Here is a 16840-nt window from a genome sequence, read left to right as displayed (position 1 = left end):
CATGAGATTAGTTAATGTAAAGAGGAGGGGCTCGGAATGGACGTAGTACACAAGCCACGGCAAATGGAGCGGATCGGGCGCGGTTTGGTAGCGATGAAGGCGGATGCAGGAGTATATGTCGGATGGCGGCTGCTCGGAACTGAGCCGGAGGACATCGGATTTCATCTGTATCGGGATGGGGTAAGGGTGAATTCCGAGCCTATTACCACTAGCACCAATTATATGGATACGGAAGGACAGCCCGATTCCAAATACACGGTTCGCGCGGTGGTTGGCGGCGTCGAGCAGCCTCCTTCCGAAACGGTAGGGGTGTGGGATACGAATTACACGACAATCCCGCTCCAGAAGCCCGAAGGAGGTATTTCACCGGATGGCGTCGCCTATACGTACAGCGCGAATGATGCAAGTGTAGGGGATGTCGACGGGGACGGCGAATATGAAATCATCCTCAAATGGGACCCTTCGAACTCACATGATAATGCTCATTCCGGCTACACCGGAAATGTATATTTGGACGCCTATAAGCTGGACGGACGTTTCCTGTGGAGAATCGATCTGGGGAGAAACATTCGCGCAGGGGCACATTATACACAGTTCCTAGTTTATGATTTGGATGGTGACGGCAAGGCGGAAATCGCTTGTAAAACGGCGGACGGCACGATCGACGGCGAAGGAAACGTCATCGGAGACCCCGAGGCGGATTACCGCAATGAGCGGGGCTTTATCCTTGAAGGCCCCGAGTACCTGACCGTATTCGGCGGAGAGACGGGCAGGGCGCTGGCAACAACGTTCTATGAGCCTCCTCGGGGAAATGTCGCCGATTGGGGCGATAGCAAAGGAAATCGCGTCGACCGGTTTCTTGCCTGTGTCGCTTATTTGGACGGAGAACGCCCAAGCCTGGTCATGTGCCGCGGATATTACACAAGAGCGGTGTTGGCGGCGTACAATTGGAGAGGCGGAGAGCTGACGAAGGTATGGACCTTTGACAGCCATGAGCCCGGAAATGAAGGCTATGCAGGACAAGGCAACCATAGCGTAGCCGTCGCCGATGTCGATGAGGACGGCAAGGACGAGATCATCTACGGCTCCTGTGTAATCGATCATGACGGGACGGGACTTTATACGACAGGGCTCGGACATGGCGATGCCATGCATGTAAGCAGCTTGAACCCGAACCGGCAAGGGCTGGAAGTGTTCCAGGTTCATGAGAATCCTTCGGAGCATGGCATCGAGGTCCATGACGCCCGGACGGGAGAAATTCTCTGGGGGCTGCCTTCGGCCAGCGATATCGGCAGGGGGATGGCGGCGGATATTGACCCGCGTTATGACGGAGCGGAGGTTTGGGCGTCGGACAACTGGAAAACCGGCGGCTTCGGGCTGCACAGCGTCTCCGGGGAGAAGATATCGGACCGCACCCCGCAATCCTTTAATTTTGCGATATGGTGGGACGGGGATTTGCTTCGTGAGCTTCTGGATCACGACTTTGATCCGGGGACAGGGATCGGCGTAGGCCGGATCGATAAGTGGGACTACATGAATGAGCGGCTTGTGAACCTAATCACCTTCGAGGGAACCCGCTCCAACAACTGGACGAAGGGAAACCCTTGTCTTCAAGCGGATCTGTTCGGGGACTGGAGAGAGGAGGTCATCTGGCGTACAGAGGACAGCACTGCCTTACGAATCTACTCGACCGCAGATGTGACGGAGCACCGGATCCATACCTTAATGCATGACCCTGTATACCGGCTCAGCGTAGCATGGCAGAACGTCGCCTACAATCAGCCGCCGCATCCCAGCTTCTTTCTGGGGCACGGGATGAAGCAGCCCCCGAAGCCATCGATTTATGTAACCCGATAGACGGATCTATACGATACAAAATGCACCCCTTATCCTTATCGGCCCCAAGCGGAGTCCGATTCGAAGATAAGGGGTGCATTCCTGTTTAGCAAGCCATATCAGGGAAGTTTTCTCTGCTGCCAAGCCGAGTATTGCTCATTGATTTCCCGGATATAATCGCTCCCGCCGCTTTGATTCCATCTGTCCATGGCCGCACGATGCCCGGCTTCATCAATTTCTCCGTAGATGAACCTGACGAGCGCCTCCTTGACGATCCCATCCAGCTTCTCGCCCTGCGAACCATACGTTTCTGAAGAAAAGGGCTCCGCAGGATTGAGCACGAAGTGCTTCTCGCTGGACTGCATCAGGGCAGGGAACGTTTGCCTTAGCCGGGTCGGCTGCGGGGAGTGGTATCGCTCCTCAGGAATATACATCAGCATCTGATTCAATCCGAAGATCTCGCTATTATTTTTGGTCGACTTTACATACCCGCCCTCAAGCTCGTAATGCCGGCCCTCCAATCCGTTCGTCAGCAGGCTCTGCAGCTCCGGCTCATTCAGCCGGTCCAGGAAGCCGAGAACCTTGCGAAGCTCCGCTTCGGACGACACCGAGGACTTCGGAATGACAAGCATCCCGTTATAGCCTGACGTAGGAAGGAGGCGCAGGCCCTTGGGTCCGGCAGCTCCGGAAATCGCATCCATTACGTCGGCTTTAGGATCCTTCTTGCGAATCCCCGTTTCGATTTGTCCCGCCCGCTCCAATACATCAATGACAGCACCGGCCTTGCCCTGTATGACAGGGAGATTCCAGCGGCTGGAATCCATCACTGCGAAATCAGGGTTGATCAGCTTCTCGTCGTACAGCCTCTTAAAAAACCTTAGAGCCTCCATGTACTCTTCCGTGAGATGAGCGGGGATGAGACGGCCCTGCGGATCGACTCCCCATTTATTAGGAACTCCCAGCCAGGTGCCCATGATGTCAAAGGGACCGAAATACTTGGTGATCACCATGCCGTAGGTGTCGTCGACGCCGTTCCCATCCGGATCTTGATATGTAAAAGCATGGAGCATCCGGTAAAAATCCTCTACGGTCGTCGGTCTCGGCAGGCCCACCTTGTCAAGCCAATCCTTTCGAAAGGCGATTCCGTAACGTCCCATCGGTCTGGAACGATAGATGGAATAGATTCGGCCATTCACCGAAAGATTGTCCAGTACTGTGCGGTTCGACTGACGCAGATGCGGGAACTCCGACAGGTAAGGCCCCAGCTCCCAGAACAAGCCCGCCTCGGCAGCCTTGATGAAAGCGGCGGATTTCTCCTTCATGACCATGACGGTCGGCTTACTGTGCGATTCCAGTTTGATGCTAACCTTATCGTCATAGATTGGATCCGGTACGAATTCGAGCTCCAGATCGACATTCGTACGCCGCTCGAGCTCCTGAATGACGGGAGAGTCCGCGCTCGGGTAATTGCTGCGCCCGGTAGGGACCATGAAACGAATCTTGAGCTTTGCCTGTGCTGCGGCATCGTGGATCCTGTCGGCAGAAAGAGCGGCAATCCCCTTCGTCTCCAGACCGGAGCAGCCGGTCATCACACCCGTAAGGAGCAGGAGCATGCCGGCCGTATAAGAATACAGCGCCGGGTGACGCTTGGCCATTTACGGTTTCACCCCCATGGTGCCTTCATAGCGGTCCTGATAGGCCTCTCTGAACTGGGTGGGAGTTACCCCCTCCAGCTTTTTGAATATGCGGTTGAAATAGCTTTGCTGGTAACCGGACCGCTCCGCAACTTCTTGTACCTTCAAATCCGTATTCAGTAATAAATCCTTGGCGTTTGAGATTCGCAGCTCCGTTACATAATCGATAAAGTTCTGTCCTGTAATTTGCTTAAAGGCTCTGCTTAGAAAATAAGGATTGGTTCCAAACTGGTCGGCACAACGTTCCAGAGAAAGATCGAAATCAGCATAGTGCAGCGACAAATAGTCCTTGGTTCTGTGCACCAACAGCTTGGCTTGATCATTGGCACGGTCCTTCATTCCCTCGAGATAGGGGAAGACGATCATATCGCGCAAGTATTCCACCATCCTCTCCGGCTCCCGGATCTGCGCCAGCTGTTCAAAATGGTTTGTTCCCTTACCCGGGCGCTTTAGGCTGAACCCCGCATACATCGTGGCATGCTGAAGGCTGCCAAGAAGCTGAAGCATGCCCTGCTGCACATCGATGTCTTTCATCTCGCCATTGGCCGTAAGCTCTGTTAGAAACGCCTCGATCCACTGCATCGTTTCCAGCTCGCGCCCTCTGCGGAGGGATTGGATGATTTCCTTCTCCAGATGAAACGGATACCGGATTTCCTTGTCCTCGTGCGTTTCATGCCAGGGGCCGATCTCAAGGATTTGGTTCTCGGCCTCGTAGCTTCGGTATCGAAGCGTGCGTCTCGCGTCCTCAACAATGGAAGGAATCCGCGAGGGGGAGAGGGTAGGGCGACCAACGGCCGCCGTAATCTGAAGCTTGAGGATGCGATTGACGGCTTTGGTGAAATCTTGGATCAGTGCTTGAAGCTGATCGGATGAGAGCACTTGGGCAGGGAAGAGAAGCAGTCCGACGGTGACATCCTGAAAATCTATCGCCTCAAACTGGTCCGTATACTTCGCCGTTGTTTCCTCAATTATATTGGCTGCGGCAAAAGAAAGGAGAGACTCATCTCCATTGGCAAAACGATCTTTCACGTTTGCAAGGCCGGTCAGCTGGATATAGATCACTTGAATTCTGCGGTTCGTTATCGTCCAGCCATAATGCTCCATTCGTTTCACCAGCTCGCTATCGGTATAGGAGCTGAGGTAGCCAAGCACCAGCTGCAGCATAAAGCCTTTGCGCGTCACAGGCAGCTGTTCCTCCAGCTTGGTTTGAAGCTCCGAGGTTTTAGAGGTTACATGTTTCCATTGCTCTTCAATCAATTGGAATTCATCCTCGTCCCTAGGGAGGGAGCGCTTCTCGCCGGAGAGCAGACGAACCAGTTTATCCAGAGGGACGTAAAGCCGTTTGGAAGCATGCCATGACAGTGCGAAAGCGACAATCAGCACGGCGCAGCCCAGGAACAGCAGCAGTTTGGACACGAAGATTACCGTATCCGTGATGACATGGAGCGGAGCTGCGGTCACATAATACCAATTTGTATTGAGCTTGGGATATTTTCCAAAGGTTACGGTGTAGCGGTTATCATTCCAATCGAGGAGGAAGGAGCCCGCTTCCATGTCCCGCTCTGAAGACAGTGATATGAGCTTCTCCGTAATCGCCTGAGATATGCCGGATAAGGCAGGGGGTTCTCCGCTGGAAACCAACGGAGTTCCGTCCTCCTGCAATAGGAGGGAAAGACCGTTCTGATAAGGAGTCATCGTTTTGAGCAAATCCGTTATCTTATCCTTATCCAGCTGTACCAGGAGCGTGCCTTTTTGCTGGGATTGATTCGACGCAATTTTATGAACTAAGGTCACCTGCTTCGGCTCGGAGCCATTTAAGTCCGAAGACCAATTGGACCAGAATACCTTGTCCTTCTGATTCGAGAGCGTCCGATAGTTCGCCAGTGCGGCTTCCTCCGACATCGGAATATAATCCGGTTTGAATAACGTCGGCTGGGGGCCGTCGATAAACAGCTCGATCTTGGAAGCAAGCGGGTGAGAGCCCTGCAGAACCATCAGGCTTTTTGAAATATTCCACGTTTCTTGAAAGCCCTTAACAAAATCCTTGTGATTCAAAGCCGATTGGAACATCGGATCAAACGTCCAATGAACCATCGAGTGCTCCAAATGAGTAAATTGATCGTTCAGTACTTGGATTCTTCGTGCGATTTGGGCGGTATGAAGCTCATAGAGCTCCCGCTCTACGCGGCCGCCTACAAGCCAATAGACGATAGAAGCGACAGCGATGCCGGGAAGCGTGCTGACGAGTAAGATGATCAGCAGGCTTTTCTTGAAATGATGTCCCTTTTGGAAGAACGAAAGCGATTTCAACGGCATATACAGCCGCTTCATGCTAGGAATCATAAGCTCCTCCCTGAACGAAACAAAATAATAACAAGATATTCAAAATGAAATAAAACCTATTCCTTATTCTTACAGACAAATACAAAAAAGGCAAGCCTCACAAACAGATATCGGATCTGCTTGTGCAGCTTGCCTCATAACAGCCTTATTTCGCCGCGGCGGATTGCAGCGCCTTGTTCGATTCCTCTTCTGCGGTACGCAGCATGGTGTTGATATCCATCTCGCCGTTGATGACCTTCACAACATCCTTCGTATATTTCCCCAAGACGGCAGCTTTGCTTTCACTTACTGTTTTCTCAGCCATGGCCGGGAACTTGGAGAAGAAAGCATTGAAGTTTCTATCCTTGTACGGCGTATCCTGACCGAGCGTTTTTTGAATGGCTTCGTTCTTTAACACCGTCATATTTCCTTTCTTCGAGGCTTCCGTCTGATATTCGTCCGAGGTCAGGAATTTGATAACCTCCATCGCCGCATCCTTGTTCTTGGACATCTTTGTGACGGAAATAATGCCCGGGTAAGCTTGGGCGCCCACCCCCGGAAGCTCCTTGAACGCAGGGAACGTTACGACATCCCAGTTAAACGAAGCCATGTCCTGGCTGAATACGACCGGCAGCAGAGGTGAGGCCGTATACATGGCCAAGGTTTTCTCCTTGACGAAGGTATTCGAATCCGGCAGCTTTCCTTTCAGCTGCTCGATCTTCTTCTTATAGGCTTGACTTGCGGCAGGGCGGACGAGCATCGTATCTACGATTTTTTTCCATGTATCGTTATTGATCGTAGCTTTATTCGTCGCACTGTCTACAAGCGGCAAGGAGAAGGGGTTGGCCAGAAATACATGATTGATGGAGGCGGCCAAGCCGGTATAGATGACACCCGCATCCTCTTGGGTTATTTGATTGGACAGCTCGATGACCTCGTCCCAGGTCATGCCGTCCTTAGGATAAGGCACGCCGAATTTATCGAAGATATCTTTGTTGTAATATAACGCCATCCGGTCGTTATATAGCGGCAAGCCGTAAAGCCCTCCTCCGGACATCTTCTCCAGCGCGCTGATGATGCTCGGCTCGAACCGGCTGAGATCGATATTATGCTGCTTGATTAAATCCTTCATATCAAAAGCCGTTCCGCTGTCCAGCACCGAGCCGGTGAACGATGCAATGGAGTCCCATTGGATATCGATTTGCGCCCCGGACGTTAAGAGCTGCTGCAAATCCGTACTGTTCGGAACCCGTTGAATGTACTTAATAGTATAATGGGGGAATTTTTGGCGAATCGCATTGCCGAATCGTTCGTTGAAATTTTCCTCCGAATCCCGGCTCGTGGAATAAAACACAAGCTCAGCCGGCTCCGAGTTTTTTTTCGCTTCCGCTGCTTTGCCCTCGCCGGTGTTGCCTTGACCCGGTGCGGCGGTGCTGCAGCCTCCCGCGATAAGTGTGAATGCCGTAAGCAAGGTGATGGGGACCGCCCATTGGTTTCTCTGTTTCATTGTAATCCTCCTTGAAAGTAATGAAAGTACTTGCATTCAACATACTCTTCCGGTAAGGCGTTGTTCAATCGGACATATTTGATTGGAAACTGTCAGGTCAAAATCAAAAAAATCCGCTATGCATTGTCAGCTCATAATTGGCATCTATCCGTACAAAAAAGTGCAAACCAACGGATTTTACTCCCCAATAAGTACCGATCAAAAATGTGCAATTGACGGAAAGGCGGCACGTCACTATATTGGTAGGTGATTTCAATCAAAGTTGTCAACCAAGATGGGTTCTATAGGAGGAAAGGCATATGAGTTCTAAGGAAGCGGTTCCGATGCACTGGTTGAAGCGTCCGGCTTTGTCCGCGGCGGCTACTTGGGGTGTCCCTTGGGCGGAAGGTTCGTTACGCAGAGAAGAGGAATTATCTTTACATAATCCGAGCAGCGGTGCCTCCATACCCGTTCAAAGCTGGCCAACCGCTTACTGGCCCGACGGCAGTATTAAGTGGTCAGCCCATGCCGCCGTACTGGAGGGACAGGGTGCCGAGAACTATACCCTTACCAAAGGGAAACCTGCAATAGCGGAGCAACGATTGAGAACGGTCGATCATCCCGAATATATCGAAGTTGATACAGGAAGTATGGTGTGCCGTTTTCAAAAAAAAGGTACGGAGCTGATTCGCGACATTGTGATGGGGGGGCGGGTCATTTGCTCCGGCGGCCGACTGGTCGGCTTTCGGGAGGATCGCAGCGAAACGGAGGGCTTCGAAGTGCGGAAGAGCATCCCGTTTCAAAGCAGTCTGGCTTCCGTTGAAGTGGAACAGGACGGACCGATTCGTGCGGTCGTGAAGGTTAGCGGACGCCATCGATTATCCGGGGGAACGCGGGAATGGCTGCCGTTCACGCTGCGCTTCTATTTGTTTGCGAACCATCCTGAAATCAAAATCGTCCATACCTTTGTTTATGACGGGAATCCGCATCAAGATTATGTGAAAGGACTTGGCCTTGCCTTTCGAGTGCCGATGAAAGGACCGTTGTATAACCGGTATGTCCGGTTTGCCGGCGATACGGGCTTTTTTATCGAATCACCGAAGGGACTTATGAACTGGCGGCTGAGCGAGAAGGTGGAGGAGCTCTACAAACAGCAAATGAGAGGCATTCCTGTTTCCTTCGATAGCGACGAAGATGCCAAATTTCTGGGCATTTTGGACGATTCGGCGGTATGGGACGGATTCAAGCTGACCCAGCTGTCGGCGGATTCCTATGCGGTCTCCAAGCGGACGAAGGAGGGCTGCAGCTGGATCAAGGCGGTGAACGGGCGCAGGGCCGGCGGCCTTGGCTACGTGGGAAGCGAAAGCGGAGGGATGGCCGTAACGATGCGCCACTTCTGGAGAAAATACCCTTCGTCCTTGGAAGCTTTCCACCTGTCGAAGGACGAGGCGGAGCTCACGGCTTGGCTGTGGTCACCGGACGCCGATGCGATGGACTTGCGGCACTATGACACGGAAACGCACGTGGAGTCAGCTTATGAGGGCGCTCACGAAATGCGGAGCACGCCGTACGGTGTCGGCAATACCAATGAGCTTTCCCTTTGGTGCTTCGAGAGTACCCCGGAGCCGAAGATGCTCGAATCAATCGTGGAGGAAAACGAATCTCCCTCGCTGCTCGTTTGTCCGCCGGAGCGCTATCAAAGCACCTATGTGTTCGGTCCATGGAGCCTGCCGGATCGCAGTACACCGCTTAAAGCGTATTTGGAGGAGGGGCTGGAGGAGGTCGTCCGCTTCTACCAAGATGAGGTAGAACGGCGCGGCTGGTACGGCTTCTGGGACTACGGGGATGTGATGCACAGCTACGATCCTGTGCGGCACACCTGGAAATACGATATCGGCGGCTGCGCTTGGCAGAATACGGAGCTGGCCACGAATTATTGGCTTTGGTATGTATTCCTTCGTACGGGCAAGGAGGACTTCTTCCGTTTAGCGGAAGCGATGACGCGCCATACAAGTGAAACGGACATATATCATGCCGGTGAATATGCCGGTCTTGGCTCCAGACATAATGTCCTGCATTGGGGCTGCGGCTGCAAGGAGGCCCGGATTGCCATGGCCGGACTGCACCGGATGTACTATTATTTGACGGCTGACGAACGGATCGGTGATGTGATGGACGAGGTGAAGGACGCCGATTACTCGGTGGAGCATCTGGATCCGATGCGCTATTATTTTCCGAAGGATGAATTTCCGACTCACGTTCGTTCCGGTCCTGACTGGGCGGCGTTCTGCTCCAATTGGTCCACGCGATGGGAGCGCTATGAGGATACCCGTTACCGTGATAAAATGGTAAAAGGGATCGAATGCCTGAAGTCCATGCCGTATCGGCTTCTGACCGGACCGACCTTCGGCTATAACGCCAAAACCGGCGACCTGCTCTTCATGGGCAACGAGAATTCAGGACATCAATTGATGATGAGCATGGGCGGCGCCCAGGTATGGATGGAATTGGTTCATCTTCTCAAGGATCCGGAGTGGGAGGACATGGTGGTCGAGTTCGGGGAATTTTATAATCTCCCGAAGGAGGAGAAGGCCCGCCGGACCGATGGCGAGATTGTAGGGAAGGACTGGGGCATCCCTATGCTCTCGAGCCCGCTCGTCGCATTCGCGGCTGCCAAGAAACAGGATAAGGAGCTTGCGGACTTGGCATGGCAGCTGCTGCTCGGGGAAAATACGCATTGGCAGCTGAAGTTTCCTATGGAAACGAAAACGCCGGACCCTTGGGAATATGCCACTCCGGTCCGCGAAATTCCTTGGATGTCGACGAATACCGCGGCACAGTGGTCGCTGAATGTGATTATTTGCCTCGAGCTGATAGGAAATTACTTGCCCGGGGACGAAATAGTATAGGAGCTTCATTATAGATTAGGAGGACATTCGCATGACTTTGAAATTAGGAATTCGCGCTCATGATTTTGGCAAGCTTCCCTTGGAGCAAATGGCCGCAAAGGTCGGCTCTTTCGGGTTTCGTTCGATTCAGCTGGCTTTAGCGAAGGCAATCGCCGATATGGACAGCGGTCTTGGCAAGCTAAGCCCCGGCTACGCCAATCATGTTGCGGAGACATTCGGCAAGCATGGGGTCCGGGTGGCTGTTCTGGGCTGTTACATTAATCCGATCAACCCGGATAAGGCGGAACGCCGGTACGAAATCGACCGCTTTAAGGAGCACCTTCGCTATGCCCGCGATTTTGGCACATCACTGGTTGCTACGGAGACGGGCCGATTGGATACATACCTGAAGGACTACCCGAACGACTATAAGGAGAAAGCCTGGACGATTCTGCGGGAAACCGTAGAGGAGCTTGCGGAGCAAGCGGAGAAATACGGGGTGATTGCGGCCATCGAGCCGGCGACGTCGCTGGTCATTCATTCTACGGAAGGCATGCTGCGTATGCTGGAAGAGGTTCCGTCTCCGAACCTGGGCGTATTGATCGATCCGTGTAACCTTATGGATACGGACAATATTGTAAGGCAGGACGAGGTAATGAAGGAAGCGTTCGAGGCGCTTGCCGCCCGTACCGTATTAATTCATGCCAAAGATATCAAGGAAAACGAGAAGGGCCGGTTCGAATATACAGGCCTCGGAACCGGGTTGCTCAACTACCCGTTGTTCCTCCAGCTGGTCCGCCAGTACAAGCCTCATATCGATATTACACTGGAAGGCGTCACGGAAGAGCACCTTCCTGCTTCACTTGATTTCTTCACCAAAACATGGAATGAAGTCAAGCTGTAGGAAATCAATTCCCTGATTATTATCCTCATTAAGGAAGGGTTTACAGCGATAACACCGATAATCATCCTATTCGGTGCCATTGCCGTAGGCCCTTTTCTCTGTAAAGCCCGGCATTCAACCAATCATCGGATTATATACAAATGCCTGATATTGGTTTATCCTCAACTTTGTAAATCGAGGAGAGTGGGGGGCTATAACCGATGAGTCGGAAAAAGAAAGCGGTAAGGATCATCGCGGGCGCTGTGCTTATGGCTTTCCTTGCTGCTGGCTGTCAAGGTAAAAACGCTGCGGTAAGCGTTCCGGCAGATACCCCGGTCATTACTATGATGGCGAATTTGTTTACTACCGAAGTGCCGTCCGATCGCATCGAAAAGCTGCTTGAAGAGAAAACGGGGACAAGGCTGGAAATTCAGTGGGTGCCGGACGACAGCTATGAAGAGAAGCTGAATGCCGCATTTGCCACAGGTACGCTTCCTAAAGCAGCCTTTCTGAAAAATCAGACCTCGCTGCTTCTGTTCAAGGATGCCATACGAAATGATCAATTCTGGGAAATCGGGCCTTATCTAAAGGATTATCCGAATCTCCAAAGGCTGGATCCCCAGGTGTTGTCCAATACAGCTGTTGACGGCAAAATCTACGCGCTTTATAAGGAAACGCCGACAGCTCGCTCGGGTATTATTTACCGGAAGGACTGGGCTGACCGACTCGGCCTGACGGCTCCCCAGACGATTAACGACGTGTATAATATGCTTAAGGCCTTTAAGGAGAAGGACCCGGATCAAAACGGCCTCCAAGACACCATCGGGCTTGCCGATCGGAACGATCTTGTCTACGGCGCTTTCAAAACGGTAGCGTCCTGGTTCGGTACGCCGAATCAATTTGCGGTAAGCGGCGGCAGCATCGTTGCCGATTTTATGGATCCCTCCTATATGGAAACGATGAAATTTTTCAAAAAGCTGCATCAAGAGGGCTTAATGAACCAGGATTTCCCTGTCACCTCCAAGAACGATCAGCAAAACCTGTTGATTTCCGGCAAAGCCGGCATGTACATCGGTTCGATGGGCGACGTGGTCAGCCTGCATAAGAAGATGACGGAGGTTAACCCGAGAATCGAATTGGACGTGCAAAATGTTATTCAAGGCGGACCGAAGGGCTACGGCATCTGGGGGGTACCAGGCTTCGGCAATGCCGTGCTGTTCCCGAAATCGGCAGTCAAAACGGAGGCGGAGCTGAGAAGCTTGCTGTCCTTTTTCGACAAGCTGATGACCCCCGAGCTCGGGCTGCTGATCTACAGCGGTCTGGAGGGCGAGCACTATACGATGAAGGACGGCAAGGTGGCGCCGGTTCAGGATGTGAAGCTGACGGACAAGGAAGTCAAGCCATATCAATCCCTGCAGATCGGGGGGCCGAGCACAATCAGCAGCCTGGTGTTCTATCATGAGCTTCCAGTGAAGCAGAAGGCGGAGGAATTGACAATCGATAACGGTAAATACCTTATCCAAGACCCAACGTTGTCACTCGATTCCAAAACGTATATCGAGAAGGGCGCTCGTCTGCAGGAATGGATCAAGGACGCCACGTACATGTTCATCCTGGGTCGCATGGACGAAGCAGGCTTTCGTAAAGAAGTGGAACGCTGGAAGGCGGAAGGCGGCAATGAAATCTTGAAGGAATTTACCTTATCGTACCAAGCGGCTAAGAAGTAATCAGCAGGAAAGACCATAGACATACTTGTCTGACAGTCTTCTGTATATGGAGGAGAGGCATCATATGCAAATCATTGTGGCGCAAGACGGAACAGGAGATTATACCCGAATTCAGGAGGCTATCGATCATTCCCCGGACCATTCGAAGGAGCCGATCCTGATTTATATTAAAAACGGGGAGTATCGAGAGAAGCTGCACATCGAAAAGCCATGGATTACGCTTCTTGGCGAAAGCGCAGAGTCAACCGTCATTGCCTTTGACGATTATGCGAAGAAGGTCTACCCGAGCGGTGAGCTCTACAATACCTTCAACTCGTACTCTGTATTGATCGGGGCGAATGATTTCACCGCGAAAAATCTGACCATCGCCAATACGTCAGGAAGCGGGGACCTCGTAGGTCAAGCCGTAGCCGCTTATGTTGACGGGGATCGGATTGTATTCGACGGCTGCCGGCTGCTAGGTCATCAGGATACTTTATTTACAGGACCGCTTCCCGAGCAACCGATGGATCGTTCCACCTTCGGCGGACCCAAGGAGGGAGCGCCTCGCGTGTACGGACGACAGTACTACAAAAATTGCTATATCGAAGGGGATGTCGATTTCATTTTCGGCTCCGCTATAGCAGTATTTGAGCAATGTGAAATTTTTTCCAAGAAACGTTCAGCCGACCACGCCATTCAGGGATACATCACTGCGGCATCCACACCGGAGCACCTTTCCTACGGTTATGTGTTCCATCAGTGCAAGCTGACGGGGGATGCGCCAAAGCATTCGGTTTACCTGGGCCGACCTTGGCGGATCCATGCGAAGACCGCTTTTATCAATTGCTGGATGGGGGAGCATATTCATCCGGAAGGCTGGCACAATTGGAACAAGCTGGAAAGCGAACAGACCACCCGTTACTGCGAGTATAACAATACCGGACCGGGTGCCACTACTGATGCAAGAGTGAACTGGTCACATCAATTAACTCCCGAGAAGGCCGGCGCCTATGCAGTACGCGATATACTGGCCGGTCAAGACGGATGGAATCCGGAGGTAGACGTATGAAAGTATACAAAATAGGTCTTATCGGTCTTGGCAAAATGGGCCGCTCTTATTTGAAGCATTTGGCCGGCAATCCGAAATATGAAGTAGTGACGGTTTGTGACGTGAACCCGGAATCTCTCGCGTTGGCAAGCAGTATGCTTCCGGGAGTAACAACATCCCACCGCCCGGACGATATTTTCCTCGATCCGGAAATTGAGGTCGTCGGAATCTTTACTTACGCGGACACCAGACCGGACCTGATCCGTCAGGCGATCGCCGCGCGGAAGCATATCATTGCCGAGAAGCCTCTTGGAATGAGTATTCAGGAGGAAGAGAAGCTTCTTGAGGAAATCGAGCAAAGCGGACTCATGGTCGCCGTCAACTTATTCAATCGCAGCGCCTGGTACCATCGGGAGATACAGGACTTTATCCGCAGCGGCGAAATCGGACAGCTGTCCGTCATCCGTATTTCCCACCAGACTCCGGGAGATATGCCGACCGAGAGTCAACTGCTCGAGGTCGAGGGGGCGCCGTTCCATACCTGCGGCATGCATTATATTGATGTGGCCCGCTGGTACGCAGGCAGCGAGATCAACCGCTGGGATGCACAGGGTGTCAGGACTTGGGGCTGGAAGGAGCCTTGGTGGGTTCATGTGCACGGCAGCTTTCACAACGGAATCGTCTTTGACATCACGCAAGGCTTCACCTACGGACAAATGGCCCAAACCAAGACGAACAATTCCGGCATCGAGCTGCTGGGCACGTTAGGCTTGGTCCGGATGTCTCATGATTTCACCAACGCAACGGTTGAATATTTCGGTGTGAACCGAACCGACAGAAAGGTCGGACCTTACGGCGGCAAAAATATCGACGTACTCTGCTCCGAGTTCGCTCAGTCACTCGATACGAAGGAGAACGTCGGCTTCCCGACGCCTCGGGATAGTGTCATTGCTTCCCGCCTTTCCTGGGACATGCTGGAGTACGCCACAGGCCATGCTCCGGTCGTAGGCAGCCCGGATGAGATGGAGCGCATTCTCGCGCATAAAAAGCGGAAGCAATAAACTTCGTAGCAACAGTTATCTCAGCCATGACAAGGGATACATCTAAGTATTTCGGCCTGCTATGTTTATAGCGGGCTTTTTCGTTGTATCAACACCAGCAGTCAGGTATGATCCTGCTGAAAATGATACAAGATATAGGGAATCTAACCTAACATTTGCTAAAAAGGAATGGAGAACCTATGGATCCGAAATGGTGGCATAAGTCTGTTGTCTATCAAATTTATCCCAAAAGCTTCTATGATGCCAACAACGACGGTACAGGCGATATCCAGGGAATTACCGATAAATTGGATTACCTGCAGGCGCTAGGTATCGATATCATTTGGATATGTCCTGTGAACCGCTCTCCCATGGCCGATAATGGTTACGACATATCCGATTACTACGAAATCGCTCCTGAGTTCGGGACGAATGAACAGTTCGAGCAATTAATCGGGGAAGCGGATCGCCGCGGCATCAAGATTATGATGGATCTTGTTATCAATCATACCTCGGACGAGCATCCGTGGTTTATCGTATCCAGAAGCGGCAAGGATAACCCGAAGCGGGATTGGTACATATGGCGGGAGCCGAAGCAGGGCAGGGAGCCTAATAATTGGGCTTCCTACTTTAGCGGTTCGGCATGGGAATTCGATTCGTTGACCGGTGAATATTATCTTCATCTGTACTCAAAGCAGCAGCCTGACTTGAATTGGGAAAATCAGCAGATGCGCGAGGAGATTTACCGGGTGATCCGGTATTGGGCGGAAAAAGGGGTCAAGGGTTTCCGCTTTGATGTGATTAGTAAGCTGTCGAAACATCAGGATTTCCCGGATGTGCCGGATGTGGAGGAAGGAAGCTATGCGCTCGGAAGAAGATACTATTTGGACGGCCCCCGCATCCACGAGTTCATGAAGGAAATTCACCAGGTGTATGAGCCGTATGATATCGTAACCGTCGGTGAAACAAGCGGTGTTACGATTGAGAATGCCAGACTGTATACCGAGCCTTCACGGAAGGAGCTCGATATGGTATTTCAATTTGACCACATGGCTGTGGATGCGGGTCCTTATCCAGCCGGCAAATGGGAGGTCAGCCCCTTTCGATTTTTGGAATTCAAGGAAATTATGAGCAGGTGGCAGAAGGGGCTGCATGGGATCGGATGGAACAGCTTATATTGGTCCAATCATGATCAACCCCGCGCCGTGTCACGCTTTGGCAATGACGGAAAGTACCGAGTGAAAAGCGCGAAAATGCTCGCAACCTGCCTTCATCTGATGCAGGGCACTCCTTATATTTACCAGGGAGAAGAGATTGGCATGACGAACGTCAAATTCGAATCGATCGAGGACTACAACGATATCGAATTACTGAATATGTATAAGGAGAATCTGCAAAAAGGCCATACTCATGAAGAGCTGATGCAAAAAATTTGGGCGAAGGGCCGCGACAATGCGAGAACTCCCATGCAGTGGGATGACGGAGAGCATGCGGGCTTTTCCCAATCCTCACCGTGGCTTAAAGTGAATCCGAATTATAAACATATCAATGTGAAGACAGCCATTGCGGATCCCGACTCCCTATTTTACTATTACAAGCGTCTGATCGGGCTTCGCAAGGACAGCGAGTACAGCGACGTCATCGTTTATGGAAGCTACGATTTATTATTTGCGTCTCATCCGCGGTTGTATATTTACAAAAGATCACACATGGATAAGACGTTAGTAGTGATTTGTAATTTTTTCGATCAGACGGAAACGATCGACGTGAAGGATGAATTGCATTACAAGGAAATCCAATATGTCATCGGCAATGGCGATGTGACAATTCCTGGCGAGGACGGAAGCTTGTCATTGAGCCCTTATGAATGTATGGTTTATGAGATTGACTAGAAACTAGTTCACGAGTCCTTCGGAAACTGCGAGGGACTTTTC

The 16840-nt window shown here is 51.9% G+C and carries 10 protein-coding genes; 7 read left to right on the top strand and 3 right to left on the bottom strand.

Annotated features, from left to right (window positions below):
* The first annotated feature begins 36 nt into the window (after positions 1-36).
* Positions 37-1857, top strand: coding sequence for a rhamnogalacturonan lyase (locus RAC89_RS00875; RefSeq protein WP_483874678.1), 1821 nt, complete (start codon positions 37-39; stop codon positions 1855-1857).
* Between the two features lie 98 nt (positions 1858-1955).
* Here RAC89_RS00875 and RAC89_RS00870 read toward each other — a convergent pair whose 3' ends face one another.
* The 3 genes from RAC89_RS00870 to RAC89_RS00860 form a co-directional block, all read right to left on the bottom strand.
* Positions 1956-3491 (bottom strand): extracellular solute-binding protein, encoded by a 1536-nt coding sequence (locus tag RAC89_RS00870; protein WP_306611173.1) that lies wholly within the window; start codon positions 3489-3491, stop codon positions 1956-1958.
* Complete coding sequence (locus RAC89_RS00865; RefSeq protein ID WP_306611172.1) at positions 3492-5873, bottom strand: AraC family transcriptional regulator; 2382 nt, start codon at positions 5871-5873, stop codon at positions 3492-3494.
* 145 nt (positions 5874-6018) lie between these two features.
* Complete coding sequence (locus tag RAC89_RS00860; RefSeq protein WP_306611171.1) at positions 6019-7359, bottom strand: ABC transporter substrate-binding protein; 1341 nt, start codon at positions 7357-7359, stop codon at positions 6019-6021.
* A gap of 299 nt (positions 7360-7658) precedes the next feature.
* On the opposite strand from RAC89_RS00860, the gene RAC89_RS00855 reads away from it, so the two are divergent.
* The 6 genes from RAC89_RS00855 (at position 7659) to RAC89_RS00830 (ending at position 16798) form a co-directional block, all read left to right on the top strand.
* Complete coding sequence (locus RAC89_RS00855; RefSeq protein WP_306611170.1) at positions 7659-10247, top strand: exo-rhamnogalacturonan lyase family protein; 2589 nt, start codon at positions 7659-7661, stop codon at positions 10245-10247.
* Positions 10248-10278: 31 nt separating this feature from the next.
* Positions 10279-11130: a sugar phosphate isomerase/epimerase family protein gene (locus RAC89_RS00850; protein WP_306611168.1), complete on the top strand. Its 852-nt coding sequence runs from the start codon at positions 10279-10281 to the stop codon at positions 11128-11130.
* 200 nt (positions 11131-11330) lie between these two features.
* Entirely contained in the window at positions 11331-12836 is a 1506-nt protein-coding gene (locus RAC89_RS00845; RefSeq protein ID WP_306611167.1) for an extracellular solute-binding protein, read from the top strand.
* A gap of 64 nt (positions 12837-12900) precedes the next feature.
* Positions 12901-13887: a pectinesterase family protein gene (locus tag RAC89_RS00840; RefSeq protein ID WP_306611166.1), complete on the top strand. Its 987-nt coding sequence runs from the start codon at positions 12901-12903 to the stop codon at positions 13885-13887.
* A complete protein-coding gene (locus RAC89_RS00835; protein WP_306611165.1) occupies positions 13884-14927 on the top strand; it encodes a Gfo/Idh/MocA family protein in 1044 nt (347 codons plus the stop codon). Before RAC89_RS00840 ends, RAC89_RS00835 begins: the two co-directional genes overlap by 4 nt.
* Positions 14928-15106: 179 nt before the next feature.
* Positions 15107-16798: a glycoside hydrolase family 13 protein gene (locus RAC89_RS00830; RefSeq protein ID WP_306611164.1), complete on the top strand. Its 1692-nt coding sequence runs from the start codon at positions 15107-15109 to the stop codon at positions 16796-16798.
* Positions 16799-16840 lie beyond the last annotated feature (42 nt).

Origin of the sequence: Paenibacillus sp. GD4, from assembly GCF_030846225.1 — a bacterium.
Classification (GTDB): domain Bacteria; phylum Bacillota; class Bacilli; order Paenibacillales; family NBRC-103111; genus Paenibacillus_G; species Paenibacillus_G silviterrae.
The sequence above is the reverse complement of the archived record's forward strand: the minus strand, read 5'-3'. Positions and strand labels throughout refer to the sequence as shown.